Here is a 13,298-nt window from a genome sequence, read left to right on the forward strand (position 1 = left end):
GACATACGTTTCATTGGCCGCATTTGCTTGTGCTACAGCTAAATCCTGTGAAACGTGTGAAGGGTGAGCGGCACTACTTGATAAAGATTGCCATAGCGGGTGTGTTTACGCTCTATATGGAGGGCGGTCAGTACCTTTCCGAAATTGCTTGCCGTGCTACTGCGCATGGCTGCTGGGTTCTTTTCCTTTAATATCTGGAAAATGGAGGCAGCTGATAGTGGATGTACATTTAGGTCTCCCGGACATGCGGCCCGGAAGCAGGCGTGGAACACATCTTCCTCGATCGGACGTTTATAGAAAGCCTCATTCGATCGCATGATCGCCTCCTCCTCTGCGGAGGTGAACCAATGGCGCTCTCCTTTTTGTAACTCGTTTTTCAGCTGGGCGTAGATTTGATCATGCTCGATACCTTCGCAATTAATCTTGCTTTGCACCTCCACGCATAGGAAACGGCGGCTTCCCGTGGGGTCGCTTAATAGGTTCTTCTGGTTCGTAGTGCCAATAAATGAGGCTAGGCGGGGTAGGGGATGGAAATGCTTGGCGTGTGCCTTGCGTACGTTCATCCCGGCCATCTGCATCCAATTTTTCAGCAAAGCCATTTTACGGTCGGGCAACCGGTCGAACTCATCGAGGTTGATGAGTCCGAACCCATCCATTGCGAGGCCAAGGCGAGCATCCAGCGATGAAACCCCTCCACCCACAACGGTTCTGAGGAGACCCGTCGTGCCAGATCGCTTACTCGGTCTTTCCCGTCCCATTCGGGTAACCGCTCCATATATTGCCGGAAAGGATGATACTCTTTTACTTCTTTTGAATATACGAAACGATTCACGTCCCGATCCCAGCAATCGATCCCCGTCCGTCTTGCCTCCATGCAAATGCTATTTAGATCACGTTACGTCACCGGATAGAAGCGATCCGTTTCCAATTGTTTGTATCGATATTCAGTCTCCTCGCTCAACAAGTTGAAGCGGAATTCGATCCGTTCTTGGAGGAAAGTCTCCAGACTCTTTTGAAGGATAGAGTTGCTGTCGCTCGATCGTTTCGCTTTACTTTCGTTTGGGTGTGGTACGGTGATCGACCCGTCCGGTTTTAAGAAGCGAAGCCATAATTGGCCTAAAAAATCCAATACAGTTTTCATGACGCTATGTTTTAGAGGTTGTTTTTACTGTTTCATTTTGCGAATATAAGCTGTTAACTTGCGGTTTTCCAAATGTTTATATTGTCATTTGAAATAAAAGTAATCTGTGCGAAATACTAGGGAAAACTATTGTTTAAGTGGTATGGATGTAGTACCTTTGTTAAGTGCTTATAATCTTTTCACCTATGTGAAAAGAACGTATCACAATCATGAAACGATCGTTTCACATAGGTGAAAAGATCATATCACCCTTGTGAAATGACTAATAGCATACGATGTTCTTATGAATAACCTTTTAATCTCATACTAGATATATGGCAGCAAAATATGACTTTTACAAGACTCCGGTATCGAAGGATAGCATGAAGCGTCCTCGTTTTCACGCACGTATCGTATCATCCGGCACGATCGATACGGATGATCTGGCCAAACGTATCCATGGTCGATGTACCGTCACGCCGGCAGACGTAGCCGCCGTGCTTATCTCTTTAAGCGAGGTGACAGCGGAATATTTGCGTGAAGGAAAACGTGTACATATCGATGGGTTGGGGTATTTGCAAGTCACGTTGCAATGCCCGGCCGTACAATCCACGCACGAGATACGTGCGGAGTCCATCCGTTTCAAGTCCGTGGCTTTCCGTCCTGAGGTAGAGCTGAAAGATAGCTTGAAGACGATGACGCTGGAACGAGCCAAGTACAAATCCCATTCCCGCCAATTGGAGCCTGAGCGCATCGACCAATTGCTCGCAAGCTATTTTGCCGAGCATGAATATATGACCCGTGTTGCTTTCCAGCGGCTTTGCGGACTGACGAGTAGTACGGCCAGCCGCCGTCTGCATCAATTCGTCGAGGCGGGTAAATTGCGTGATATCGGCACCCGCCACCAGTCGCTTTACGTGCCGGCTAGGTAAATCGTCGATCCGTTCCCATTACTTTCACAGGCATCACAGGAACTCGTTTGATTTAAGGGGATTGAGTTTGTGTGAAGCCCGTGACGCATGAAACTTATCGGTAAATAGAGATAGTAAATGTTAAATATCAATAAATACAACAAGAGCCTACCTTGCCAAACGGGAACAAATATGTACCTTTGCACCGTTTTTAGTGCGGAGTATACGAAAAAAACAGGCACAACTTATTGATTGTCCGAAAATAATGCGTAACTTTGCGGCTCGAAATAGGAAAAGATTAGATAAATAATAATAATAACACATTCAAAGTTTAAAAAAAGAAAGAAATGCCTACAATTCAGCAATTAGTTAGAAAAGGAAGGGAAACTTTGGTGGAGAAGGGTAAATCACCCGCATTGGACGCTTGTCCTCAAAGACGTGGCGTTTGCGTACGTGTTTACACTACGACTCCGAAGAAACCTAACTCTGCAATGCGTAAAGTAGCGAGAGTACGTTTGACAAATGGTAAGGAAGTTAACTCCTATATCCCGGGAGAAGGACACAACTTGCAAGAGCACTCTATCGTATTGGTACGTGGTGGTCGTGTAAAGGACCTTCCGGGTGTGCGTTATCACATCGTACGTGGTACGTTGGATACAGCGGGTGTTAACGGCCGTACGCAAAGACGTTCCAAATATGGAGCTAAGCGTCCGAAACCGGGTCAAGCAGCAGCTGCCGCAAAAGGTAAGAAGAAGTAATTAATTACATGCCTTCAAACTGAGATTTAAATTTAAGTATTAAAACAGGTTTGAGTTATTTGGATAGGCTATAAGGTTGAGTAAATGGTTCAGCGGAACCGTTGAAGACAAATTAAAGGCAACCAACGACAAGAACAAATTTTTGAAAACAAAATGAGAAAAGCAAAACCAAAGAAAAGACAGATCCTTCCGGATCCTGTTTTCGGTGATGTAAAGGTTACGAGATTCGTTAACCATTTGATGTATGATGGCAAGAAAAATACTGCCTTCGAAATTTTCTATTCCGCTTTGGAAACCGTTAAGGGCAAATTGCCTAACGAGGAAAAGTCCGCTCTCGAAATTTGGAAAGCTGCGCTTGATAACATTACTCCTCAAGTCGAAGTTAAGTCACGCCGTGTAGGTGGTGCTACATTCCAAGTCCCTACTGAAATCCGCCCGGATCGTAAAGAGTCAATTTCTATGAAGAACCTTATTATCTTCGCACGTAAACGTGGAGGTAAGACTATGGCTGACAAGTTGTCTGCAGAGATTGTAGATGCTTTCAATAACCAAGGTGGCGCATTCAAAAGAAAAGAAGATATGCACCGTATGGCTGAGGCTAACCGTGCGTTCGCTCACTTCAGATTTTAATTTTTTAAGGCAATAAAAAGAATATGGCAAACAACGATAAGCAATTGATGTTCACTAGGAACATCGGTATCATGGCTCACATTGACGCTGGTAAGACAACGACTTCTGAACGTATCTTGTTTTACACAGGTTTGACACACAAGATCGGTGAGACTCATGATGGTACTGCTACAATGGACTGGATGGCGCAGGAGCAGGAGCGTGGTATCACGATTACTTCCGCTGCTACGACTACATTCTGGAACTATTTGGGCAACCGTTATAAAATCAACTTGATTGACACTCCGGGACACGTTGACTTCACGGTTGAGGTTGAACGTTCTCTTCGTGTATTGGATGGTGCTGTTGCTACATTCTGTGCCGTAGGTGGTGTTGAGCCCCAGTCTGAGACTGTATGGCGTCAGGCTGATAAATATAATGTACCTCGTATCGGTTACGTTAATAAGATGGACCGCTCGGGTGCTAACTACTATGAGGTAGTACGCCAATTGAAGGACGTATTAGGAGCTAATCCTTGTCCGATCCAGATCCCTATCGGAGCTGAGGAGACTTTCAAGGGTGTTGTCGACTTGATCAAGATGAAGGCTATCTTCTGGCACGACGAGACTATGGGTGCCGAGTATAGCGTAGAGGAGATCCCGGCAGACTTGCAAGCTGAGGCTGAGGAATGGCGCGACAAGATGCTTGAGGCTTTGGCTGAGTGCGACGACGCTATCATGGAGAAATACTTCGATGATCCTTCTACGATCACGGAAGAGGAGATCATGGTTGCTATCCGCAAGGGTACGTTGGCTATGCAGATCAACCCGATGACTTGTGGTTCTTCTTTCAAGAATAAAGGTGTACAGACTCTATTGGACGCAGTTTGCGCGTTTTTGCCTTCTCCTGAAGATACGCCGGCTATCGAGGGTACGGATCCTTCAGATCCTGATAAAATAATCACTCGTAAACCTTTGTTCGAGGAGCCATTGACGGCGTTGGCATTTAAGATCGCTACCGACCCGTATGTAGGTCGTTTGTGCTTCTTCCGTGTATACGCAGGTTCTATCAACGCTGGTTCTTATGTGTTGAACACTCGTTCCGGAAAGAAAGAGCGTATCTCACGTTTGTTCCAGATGCACTCTAACAAGCAGAACCCGATGGAGGTGATTGGTTGTGGTGATATCGGCGCAGGTGTTGGTTTCAAGGATATCCGTACAGGTGATACACTTTGCGACGAAAACCATCCGATCACATTGGAGTCTATGGAATTCCCGGAACCGGTTATCGGTATCGCAGTAGAGCCTAAGACTCAGAAAGACATGGATAAGTTGGGTATGGGCTTGGCTAAGTTGGCCGAGGAGGATCCTACTTTCCGCGTACAGACAAACGAGGAGACAGGTCAGACCGTTATTAGCGGTATGGGTGAGCTTCACTTGGATATCATCATCGACCGTTTGCGTCGTGAGTTCAAGGTTGAATGTAACCAAGGCCGTCCGCAGGTTACTTATAAGGAGGCTATCACGCAGCCGGTTGAGCTTCGCGAGGTTTACAAAAAGCAATCTGGAGGTCGTGGTAAGTTCGCAGATATCATCGTTCGTATGGAGCCGGCAGACGAGAGCTTCGAGGGTACTTTGCAATTCATCGATGAGGTGAAGGGTGGTAACATTCCTAAGGAATTCATCCCGTCCGTACAGAAAGGTTTCGAGAAGGCTATGAAGAACGGTGTGTTGGCAGGTTATCCGCTTGACAAGTTGAAAGTGACTTTGATCGATGGTTCTTTCCACCCGGTAGACTCAGACCAGTTGTCATTCGAGATCGCCGCTATCCAAGCGTTCAAGAACGCTTCCGCCAAGGCAGGTCCTGTATTGATGGAGCCGATCATGCAGATGGAGGTTGTTACTCCAGAAGAGAGCATGGGTGACGTTATCGGTGACTTGAACAAGCGTCGTGGACAAGTTGAGGGTATGGAGACTAGCCGTACGGGAGCTCGTATCGTGAAGGCTAAGGTTCCATTGGCTGAGACATTCGGTTATGTGACAGCTTTGCGTACGATTACTTCAGGTCGCGCTACATCTTCAATGCAGTTCTCACACTACGCTCAAGTATCCTCTTCTATCGCTAAGCAAGTATTGACAGAGGTGCAAGGTCGCGTTGATTTGATCAAATAATATTTAGAAACATATAATAAATATGAGCCAAAAGATCAGAATTAAATTGAAGTCTTACGATTATTCTCTGGTAGACAAGTCTGCCGAGAAGATCGTAAAGACGGTAAAGGCTACAGGTGCTATCGTTAGCGGTCCTATACCTCTTCCTACGCACAAACGTATCTTTACAGTGAACCGCTCTACTTTCGTTAACAAGAAATCTCGTGAGCAGTTCGAACTCTCTTCTTATAAGAGATTAATCGATATCTATAGCTCAACTGCGAAGACAGTTGACGCTTTGATGAAGCTAGAATTACCTAGCGGTGTAGAAGTAGAAATTAAAGTGTAAGTTTTTAACAATTAGTGAAATGCCAGGATTATTAGGAAAAAAAATCGGAATGACATCCGTTTTCAGTGCCGAGGGAAAAAATCTTCCATGCACTGTTATCGAAGTGGGTCCTTGTGTGGTTACACAGATCAAGACTTTGGAGAAAGATGGCTATGAAGCTGTACAGTTGGGTTTCCAAGAGAAGAAAGAGAAGCACACGACACAGCCTGAGATGGGTCACTTCAAGAAAGCCGGTGTAGCACCTCAAAGACACTTGGCCGAGTTCAAGAATTTCGAAACTGAGTACAAGTTGGGTGACGTGATCACTGTAGACTTCTTGGAAGACGCAGGTTTCGTGGATGTAGTGGGTACATCAAAGGGTAAAGGTTTCCAAGGTGTAGTAAAACGTCATGGTTTTGGTGGTGTAGGTCAGACTACTCACGGTCAGCATAACCGTGCTCGTAAGCCGGGTTCTATCGGTGCTTGTTCTTACCCCGCAAAGGTATTTAAGGGCATGCGAATGGGCGGCCAGATGGGTAACGAACGTGTAACCGTTCAGAATCTTCAAGTGATCAAGGTAATGCCGGAACACAACCTTTTATTGGTAAAGGGATCTGTTCCAGGAGCAAAAGGTTCAATCTTATTAATTGAAAAGTAATGGAACTGAGCGTATTTAATATTAAAGGTGAAGATACCGGAAGAAAGGTAACTTTGAACGATGCGATCTTCGGCATTGAACCCAACGATCATGCTATTTACTTGGACGTAAAGCAGTATTTGGCAAATCAACGTCAGGGAACGCATAAGTCTAAAGAGAGAAGCGAAGTATCTGGTAGTACACGTAAGCTGATCCGTCAGAAAGGTGGTGGTGGCGCACGTCGTGGTGATATCAACTCTCCGGTGTTGGTTGGTGGTGGCCGTGTATTCGGTCCGAAGCCTCGTGATTATGAGTTCAAGCTGAACAAGAAAGTAAAATCTTTGGCTCGTAAGTCAGCATTGAGCTACAAGGCAAAGAACAATGCGATTGTTGTCGTAGAGGATTTCACAATGGAAGCTCCTAAGACTAAAGAATTTATAACAATTGCTAAAAACTTGAAAGTGGCTGATAAAAAGTTACTTATGGTTTTACCGGAGAAGAATAATTTAGTATATTTGTCTGCTCGAAATTTAGAGAAGGCAAGTGTAATAACTGCTTCTGAACTAAATACATACGCTGTGTTAAACGCTGTTAATTTGGTTTTAACGGAAAGTTCAGTCGCTGTTGTTGAACAAAATTTTAAAGCATAAGGAGTAGAATAATGGGAATTATTATTAAGCCTATAGTAACTGAGAAACAAACAGCGATCACAGAGAAATTTCCGAATCGCTATGGTTTTCGTGTTTCTCCTGATGCCAACAAATTGGAGATAAAGAAAGCTGTAGAGGACATGTACAGTGTTACAGTAGTTGATGTTAACACCATCAACTACTCTGGAAAGCGTAAAAGCCGTTATACAAAATCAGGTATCATCAACGGCAAGCAAGCTGCTTTCAAGAAAGCGATCGTAACGTTGAAAGAAGGAGAAACAATTGATTTCTTTAGTAATATCTAAAAAGAGAAATGGGAATACGTAAATTAAAGCCCACGACACCGGGGCAGAGACACAAAGTTATTGGTGCATTTGATAAAATCACTGCAAGTACACCAGAGAAGTCTCTTGTAGTAGGTAAGAAGAGTACAGGTGGACGTAACAACACTGGTAAGATGACAATGCGTTATATCGGTGGCGGTCACAAACAAAAGTACAGAATTATCGATTTCAAGAGAAACAAAGATGGCATTCCTGCGACAGTAAAGTCTATCGAGTATGATCCTAACCGTTCATCTCGTATCGCTTTGTTGTATTACGCTGACGGAGCAAAGAGCTATATCATCGCTCCGAACGGATTGGAAGTTGGCCAAACAGTGGTTTCAGGTAGCGACGCCGCTCCTGAGGTAGGTAATACTTTGCCTATGGCAAATATTCCCGTTGGTACTATTATTCACAATATTGAGCTTCGTCCTGGACAGGGTGCCAAAATGGTACGTTCCGCAGGTGCATTCGCTCAGCTGACTTCAAAGGAAGGCGCTTATGCGATTATTAAGATGCCTTCTGGTGAAACTAGAAAGATTCTTGCGGCTTGTAAGGCTACAATTGGCGCAGTTGGCAACTCAGACCATGCTCTTGAAAAATCAGGTAAGGCCGGTCGCTCTAGATGGTTAGGTCGTCGTCCTCGTAACCGTGGTGTTGTTATGAACCCGGTTGATCACCCAATGGGTGGTGGTGAAGGTCGTTCTTCCGGAGGTCATCCTAGATCCCGTAATGGCTTATATGCTAAGGGCTTGAAGACTAGAGCTCCTAAGAAGCATTCTTCAAAGTATATTATTGAAAGAAGAAAGAAATAATCTGATTAATTAAGTAAACTATGAGTCGTTCGCTAAAAAAAGGCCCGTATATTAATGTAAAGCTTGAGAAGAAAGTTCTGGCAATGAATGAGTCAGGAAAGAAAGCCGTAGTTAAGACATGGGCAAGAGCTTCAATGATTTCGCCTGATTTCGTAGGCCATACTATTGCAGTTCATAATGGAAATAAATTTATTCCTGTTTTCGTAACCGAGAATATGGTAGGTCACAAGTTGGGAGAGTTCTCACCGACACGTACTTTCCGCGGTCACGCCGGTAACAAGAAGAAATAATATCGGTAGTAACAGGAATTCAGGAATCTGAAAATAAAAAGAATCGAATAAAATGGGTGCTAGAAAAAGAATATCAGCTGAAGCAAGAAAAGAAGCCCAAAAGACCATGTATTTCGCGAAGTTGAACAATGTTCCTACCTCTCCTCGTAAGATGCGTTTGGTAGCAGACATGATTCGCGGTATGGAAGTATTCCGTGCGCTTGGTGTTTTGAAGTTTTCTAACAAGGAAGCTGCAGCAAGAGTAGAAAAATTGCTTCGTTCAGCAATCGCAAACTGGGAACAGAAAAATGAACGTAAAGCAGAAGCAGGAGAGTTATGCGTATCTTCAATCAGCGTTGATTGCGCTACTACGTTGAAGAGAATGCGTCCGGCTCCTCAAGGAAGAGGTTACAGAATTCGTAAACGCTCGAACCACGTAACTCTGTTTGTTGATACACTTAGTAAAAACGATAGTCAAAATTAATTTGTAGATGGGACAAAAGGTTAATCCGATTAGTAATCGTTTAGGAATTATCCGTGGTTGGGATTCCAATTGGTATGGCGGTAAGAATTACGGGGATACTTTGCTGGAAGATAGCAAAATCCGTAAATATTTGAATGCCCGTCTTGCAAAAGCTAGTGTATCTCGTATCGTTATTGAACGTACGCTTAAGTTGATCACGATCACTGTTTGTACGTCGCGTCCGGGTATCATCATCGGTAAAGGTGGTCAGGAAGTTGATAAGTTGAAGGAAGAGTTGAAGAAGATCACTGATAAAGAAGTGCAGATCAACATCTTCGAGGTGAAGAGACCTGAATTGGACGCTGTTATCGTAGCAAACAACATCGCACGTCAGCTTGAAGGTAAAATCGCATATCGTCGCGCGGTAAAGATGGCTATCGCCTCTACCATGAGAATGGGCGCCGAGGGTATAAAGATTCAAATCTCTGGTCGTTTGAATGGCGCTGAAATGGCTCGTTCGGAAATGTATAAGGAAGGAAGAACTCCGTTGCACACTCTTAGAGCAGATATTGACTATGCTTTGGCTGAGGCCTTGACAAAAGTTGGTTTGCTGGGTGTTAAGGTTTGGATCTGCCGTGGTGAGGTTTATGGCAAGCGCGATCTTGCTCCTTCTTTCACTGCTACCAAGGAGACAGGCCGTAGAAACGACAATGCCGGTGGCAACAGAGACAAGAACTTCAAGAGAAAAAGAGCTAATCGTTAAACGTTAGAATTTAAGTAGAGATGTTACAACCAAAGAAAACCAAGTTCAGAAGACAGCAGAAAGGTCGCATGAAGGGCGAAGCTCAACGTGGCAACCAGCTGGCCTTCGGTTCTTTTGGAATAAAGTCATTAGAGAATAAATGGATTACCGGTCGTCAGATCGAGGCTGCCCGTATCGCCGTTACACGTTATATGCAACGTCAGGGTCAGGTTTGGGTTCGTATCTTCCCGGATAAGCCAATCACGAAGAAGCCTGCAGAGGTTCGTATGGGTAAAGGTAAAGGTAATCCCGAGGGATTTGTTGCGCCTGTTACTCCGGGTCGTCTGATTTTCGAGATCGAAGGTGTTCCCTTTGATATCGCTAAGGAAGCGTTGCGCCTTGCCGCACAAAAACTTCCGGTTACAACCAAGTTTGTTGTGAGACGTGATTATGACATGCAAAATCAAAATGCGTAATTGTTATGAAGATTGCAGAAATTAGAGAACTAAGCACGAAAGAGTTGCTAGAGAGAGTAGATGCAGAGGTTGCGGCCTATGATCAGAAGAAGATTAACCATAGCATCTCGCCTATGGATAATCCTTCTCAGATTAAACAGCAACGCAGATTGATTGCGCGCATGAAAACAGAATTGCGCCAGAGAGAACTTAACAACAAATAATTGAGCCTGATGGAAACTAGAAATTTAAGAAAAGAAAGAACGGGCGTGGTAACGAGCAACAAGATGGATAAAAGCATCACGGTTGCCATTAAATGGAAGGAAAAACACCCCATTTATGGAAAGTTCGTTAGTAAGACGAAGAAATATCATGCTCACGACGAAAATAACGAATGCAACATTGGCGATACCGTAAAGATTATGGAGACTCGTCCTTTGAGCAAGACTAAAAGATGGAGATTAGTTCAAATAATCGAAAGGGCTAAGTAAGATGATACAACAAGAATCAAGACTAGTAGTAGCAGATAACAGTGGAGCTAAGGAAGCTTTGTGTATCCGTGTTTTGGGCGGTACGAGAAAGCGTTATGCCACTGTAGGTGATGTGATCGTAGTAGCAATCAAAAGCGTAATCCCAGCTAGCGACGTTAAGAAGGGTGCTGTTTCTAAGGCTATCATCGTTCGTACTAAGAAAGAGATCCGCCGTCCGGATGGTTCTTATATCCGTTTCGATGATAACGCTTGCGTATTATTGAATGCCGGTGGCGATATCCGTGGTAGCCGTATCTTCGGTCCGGTTGCCAGAGAGCTTCGTGCAACAAACATGAAAATTGTATCACTTGCACCTGAAGTGCTTTAATCTCGTAAAATTTAAAGTAATGAGTAAATTACATATCAAAAAAGGCGATATAGTATTTGTTAATGCCGGCGAGGACAAAGGTAAGACAGGTCGTGTTTTACAGGTACTTGTAAAAGATAATCGTGCGATTGTCGAAGGTATTAATGTGGTATCAAAGCATACCAAGCCTAATGCGAAGAATCCTCAAGGAGGAATCGAAAAGAAGGAAGCTCCTATTCATCTTTCTAACCTTAACGTGGTTGACCCGAAATCTGGTAAAGCTACACGTATCGGCCGTAAGTTGAATGAGAAGGGTGCTTTAGTGCGTTATTCTAAAAAATCAGGGGAGGAAATTAAGTAATGAGCAATACTGCCAGTCTTAAGAAAGAATACCAAGACAGAATTGTTCCTGCCTTAACGAAGGAGTTCGGTTACAAATCCGTGATGCAGGTACCTGTTTTGAAGAAAATCGTGATTAATCAGGGATTAGGTATGGCTACGGCTGACAAGAAGATCATCGATATCGCTATCAGCGAGTTGTCTACGATCACCGGTCAAAAAGCTGTCGCTACCGTATCTAAAAAGGATATCTCTAACTTTAAGTTACGTAAGAAGATGCCGATCGGTGTGATGGTGACATTACGTCGTGAGCAGATGTACGAGTTCTTGGAGAGACTTGTTCGTGTCGCTCTTCCTCGTATCCGCGACTTCAAGGGAATTGAGAGTAAGTTAGACGGAAGAGGCAATTATACACTCGGTATTCAGGAACAAATCATTTTTCCTGAAATAAATATCGATAATATTACCAAAATATTGGGAATGAATATTACCTTTGTGACCTCTGCGAAAACAGACGAAGAAGGTTATGCTCTTTTGAGAGAATTTGGATTGCCTTTTAAAAACGGAAAAAAAGACTAAGTAGTTATGGCTAAGGAATCAATGAAGGCCCGTGAGGTTAAAAGAGCAAAGCTTGTTGCTAAGTATGCCGCTAAAAGAGCTCAGCTTAAGGCAGAAGGTAACTATGAGGCTTTGCAGGCTTTACCTAAAAATGCTTCTCCTGTACGTTTGCACAATCGTTGCAAGATTACAGGACGTCCGAAAGGGTATGTACGCCAGTTCGGTATTTCTCGTATCCAATTGCGTGAAATGGCATCTAATGGTTTAATCCCGGGTGTAAAGAAAGCAAGTTGGTAAGAGTTTTTTTAGTTTAAATATTGTCCGGGTGGCCGGATCAATTTAATTAATTATTTATATGACAGATCCTATTGCAGATTATTTGACAAGATTGCGTAACGCAATCAAAGCGAAGCACAGAGTTGTTGAGGTGCCGGCGTCAAATTTAAAGAAAGAGATCACTAAGATCCTTTTCGACAAGGGCTACATTCTTAATTTTAAGTTTGTAGAGGATGGTCCTCAAGGTACGATCAAGATCGCCTTGAAGTATGACCTAGTAAACAAAGTTAATGCGATTAAGAAACTTGAGAGAGTTTCTACGCCCGGTTTGCGTAAGTACACTGGTTACAAAGAAATGCCGAGAGTATTGAATGGTTTAGGTATTGCTGTTCTTTCTACTTCTAAAGGTGTGATGACTGACAAAGAGGCCCGCGATCTGAAGATCGGTGGCGAGGTATTATGTTACGTTTATTAATTAGGAGGGAAGAAGAATGTCAAGAATAGGAAAATTACCAATTCATGTACCGGCTGGTGTTACAGTTACAATTAAGGATAATGTAGTAACAGTTAAAGGCCCTAAAGGTGAACTTGTACAGGAAGTGAATCCTGATATTAACGTTACTTTGGAAGACGGAGTTATCCATTTAACAAGACCTACTGATGATAAGAATCATCGTGCGTTACACGGTTTGTATCGCTCTTTGATCAACAACATGGTTGTTGGCTGCTCAGAGGGATATAAGAAGGAGCTTGAGTTAGTAGGTGTTGGTTACCGTGTTTCAAATACAGGTCAGTTATTGGATCTTTCTTTAGGTTATACTCACAATATCTATTTGCAGTTGCCGAAGGAAGTGAAAGTTGAGACGAAGTCTGAGAGAAATAAGAACCCTCTTATTATCCTTGAATCGGCTGACAAACAATTATTAGGTCAGATTTGTGCGAAGATCCGTTCATTCAGAATGCCTGAACCGTATAAAGGTAAGGGTATTAAGTTCGTGGGTGAAGAGATTCGCAGAAAGTCTGGTAAGTCAGCAGGTAAGTAATCTACGTAAACTGAA

24 protein-coding genes are annotated in these 13,298 nt (G+C 43.6%); 21 read left to right on the forward strand and 3 right to left on the reverse strand.

The genetic code is table 11. The features are described from left to right. Window positions 1–38 precede the first annotated feature (38 nt). Genes DWX33_RS22765 through DWX33_RS22775 form a run of 3 tightly spaced genes read right to left on the reverse strand, consistent with a single transcriptional unit; the run spans window position 39 to window position 1,141 of the window. On the reverse strand, window positions 39–656 hold the full coding sequence (locus tag DWX33_RS22765; RefSeq protein WP_229105707.1) for a DUF3874 domain-containing protein: 618 nt from the start codon (window positions 654–656) through the stop codon (window positions 39–41). Then, window positions 587–874, reverse strand: a complete 288-nt coding sequence (locus DWX33_RS22770; RefSeq protein WP_233564011.1) for a hypothetical protein — start codon at window positions 872–874, stop codon at window positions 587–589. The genes DWX33_RS22765 and DWX33_RS22770 overlap by 70 nt, the downstream gene beginning before the upstream one ends. 21 nt (window positions 875–895) lie before the next feature. Beyond that, on the reverse strand, window positions 896–1,141 hold the full coding sequence (locus tag DWX33_RS22775) for a hypothetical protein (RefSeq protein WP_233570132.1): 246 nt from the start codon (window positions 1,139–1,141) through the stop codon (window positions 896–898). A 314-nt stretch (window positions 1,142–1,455) separates the two neighbouring features. Here DWX33_RS22775 and DWX33_RS06930 point away from each other — a divergent pair, with 314 nt between their 5' ends. The 21 genes from DWX33_RS06930 (at window position 1,456) to rplF (ending at window position 13,283) form a co-directional block, all read left to right on the forward strand. Beyond that, window positions 1,456–2,052 (forward strand): HU family DNA-binding protein, encoded by a 597-nt coding sequence (locus DWX33_RS06930; RefSeq protein WP_057328144.1) that lies wholly within the window; start codon window positions 1,456–1,458, stop codon window positions 2,050–2,052. A 326-nt stretch (window positions 2,053–2,378) separates the two neighbouring features. Beyond that, complete coding sequence (gene rpsL, locus DWX33_RS06935; RefSeq protein WP_005853956.1) at window positions 2,379–2,789, forward strand: 30S ribosomal protein S12; 411 nt, start codon at window positions 2,379–2,381, stop codon at window positions 2,787–2,789. Between the two features lie 153 nt (window positions 2,790–2,942). Then, window positions 2,943–3,419 (forward strand): 30S ribosomal protein S7, encoded by a 477-nt coding sequence (gene rpsG, locus DWX33_RS06940; RefSeq protein WP_005853957.1) that lies wholly within the window; start codon window positions 2,943–2,945, stop codon window positions 3,417–3,419. 23 nt (window positions 3,420–3,442) lie between these two features. Beyond that, window positions 3,443–5,569, forward strand: a complete 2,127-nt coding sequence (fusA, locus tag DWX33_RS06945; RefSeq protein WP_005853959.1) for an elongation factor G — start codon at window positions 3,443–3,445, stop codon at window positions 5,567–5,569. 22 nt (window positions 5,570–5,591) lie between these two features. Continuing rightward, window positions 5,592–5,897, forward strand: coding sequence for a 30S ribosomal protein S10 (gene rpsJ, locus DWX33_RS06950; protein ID WP_005853961.1), 306 nt, complete (start codon window positions 5,592–5,594; stop codon window positions 5,895–5,897). Between the two features lie 19 nt (window positions 5,898–5,916). Then, window positions 5,917–6,534 (forward strand): 50S ribosomal protein L3, encoded by a 618-nt coding sequence (gene rplC / locus DWX33_RS06955; protein WP_005853963.1) that lies wholly within the window; start codon window positions 5,917–5,919, stop codon window positions 6,532–6,534. Next, on the forward strand, window positions 6,534–7,163 hold the full coding sequence (gene rplD, locus DWX33_RS06960) for a 50S ribosomal protein L4 (protein WP_005853966.1): 630 nt from the start codon (window positions 6,534–6,536) through the stop codon (window positions 7,161–7,163). Before rplC ends, rplD begins: the two co-directional genes overlap by 1 nt. Before the next feature lie 11 nt (window positions 7,164–7,174). Next, window positions 7,175–7,468 (forward strand): 50S ribosomal protein L23, encoded by a 294-nt coding sequence (gene rplW, locus DWX33_RS06965; protein ID WP_005853968.1) that lies wholly within the window; start codon window positions 7,175–7,177, stop codon window positions 7,466–7,468. Window positions 7,469–7,476: 8 nt separating this feature from the next. Then, entirely contained in the window at window positions 7,477–8,301 is an 825-nt protein-coding gene (gene rplB / locus DWX33_RS06970) for a 50S ribosomal protein L2 (protein WP_005853970.1), read from the forward strand. Between the two features lie 20 nt (window positions 8,302–8,321). Then, window positions 8,322–8,591, forward strand: coding sequence for a 30S ribosomal protein S19 (rpsS, locus tag DWX33_RS06975; RefSeq protein ID WP_005634738.1), 270 nt, complete (start codon window positions 8,322–8,324; stop codon window positions 8,589–8,591). 52 nt (window positions 8,592–8,643) lie between these two features. Next, entirely contained in the window at window positions 8,644–9,054 is a 411-nt protein-coding gene (rplV, locus tag DWX33_RS06980) for a 50S ribosomal protein L22 (RefSeq protein WP_005853972.1), read from the forward strand. Window positions 9,055–9,061: 7 nt separating this feature from the next. Further along, window positions 9,062–9,796, forward strand: a complete 735-nt coding sequence (gene rpsC / locus DWX33_RS06985; protein WP_008773760.1) for a 30S ribosomal protein S3 — start codon at window positions 9,062–9,064, stop codon at window positions 9,794–9,796. Window positions 9,797–9,816: 20 nt separating this feature from the next. Further along, complete coding sequence (gene rplP, locus DWX33_RS06990) at window positions 9,817–10,251, forward strand: 50S ribosomal protein L16 (RefSeq protein ID WP_005853976.1); 435 nt, start codon at window positions 9,817–9,819, stop codon at window positions 10,249–10,251. A gap of 5 nt (window positions 10,252–10,256) precedes the next feature. Further along, a complete protein-coding gene (gene rpmC, locus DWX33_RS06995) occupies window positions 10,257–10,454 on the forward strand; it encodes a 50S ribosomal protein L29 (protein WP_005853979.1) in 198 nt (65 codons plus the stop codon). Window positions 10,455–10,463: 9 nt separating this feature from the next. Then, entirely contained in the window at window positions 10,464–10,721 is a 258-nt protein-coding gene (rpsQ, locus tag DWX33_RS07000) for a 30S ribosomal protein S17 (RefSeq protein ID WP_008773759.1), read from the forward strand. Window position 10,722: 1 nt separating this feature from the next. Beyond that, window positions 10,723–11,088, forward strand: a complete 366-nt coding sequence (gene rplN / locus DWX33_RS07005) for a 50S ribosomal protein L14 (protein WP_005853982.1) — start codon at window positions 10,723–10,725, stop codon at window positions 11,086–11,088. A gap of 19 nt (window positions 11,089–11,107) precedes the next feature. Continuing rightward, the gene (gene rplX / locus DWX33_RS07010) at window positions 11,108–11,428 is read left to right on the forward strand and encodes a 50S ribosomal protein L24 (RefSeq protein ID WP_005853984.1); all 321 of its coding nucleotides are present in this window, start codon (window positions 11,108–11,110) and stop codon (window positions 11,426–11,428) included. Then, window positions 11,428–11,985 carry a 50S ribosomal protein L5 gene (rplE, locus tag DWX33_RS07015; RefSeq protein ID WP_005853986.1) on the forward strand — a complete coding sequence of 186 codons (558 nt, stop codon included), beginning with the start codon at window positions 11,428–11,430 and terminating at the stop codon, window positions 11,983–11,985. Before rplX ends, rplE begins: the two co-directional genes overlap by 1 nt. 6 nt (window positions 11,986–11,991) lie before the next feature. Further along, on the forward strand, window positions 11,992–12,261 hold the full coding sequence (rpsN, locus tag DWX33_RS07020) for a 30S ribosomal protein S14 (RefSeq protein WP_005853988.1): 270 nt from the start codon (window positions 11,992–11,994) through the stop codon (window positions 12,259–12,261). A 58-nt stretch (window positions 12,262–12,319) separates the two neighbouring features. Then, complete coding sequence (gene rpsH / locus DWX33_RS07025) at window positions 12,320–12,715, forward strand: 30S ribosomal protein S8 (protein ID WP_005634758.1); 396 nt, start codon at window positions 12,320–12,322, stop codon at window positions 12,713–12,715. A 16-nt stretch (window positions 12,716–12,731) separates the two neighbouring features. After that, the gene (rplF, locus tag DWX33_RS07030) at window positions 12,732–13,283 is read left to right on the forward strand and encodes a 50S ribosomal protein L6 (protein ID WP_005853990.1); all 552 of its coding nucleotides are present in this window, start codon (window positions 12,732–12,734) and stop codon (window positions 13,281–13,283) included. The last annotated feature ends 15 nt before the right edge of the window (window positions 13,284–13,298 follow it).

It is taken from the genome of Parabacteroides sp. AF19-14, from assembly GCF_003635485.1.
GTDB lineage: Bacteria > Bacteroidota > Bacteroidia > Bacteroidales > Tannerellaceae > Parabacteroides > Parabacteroides distasonis.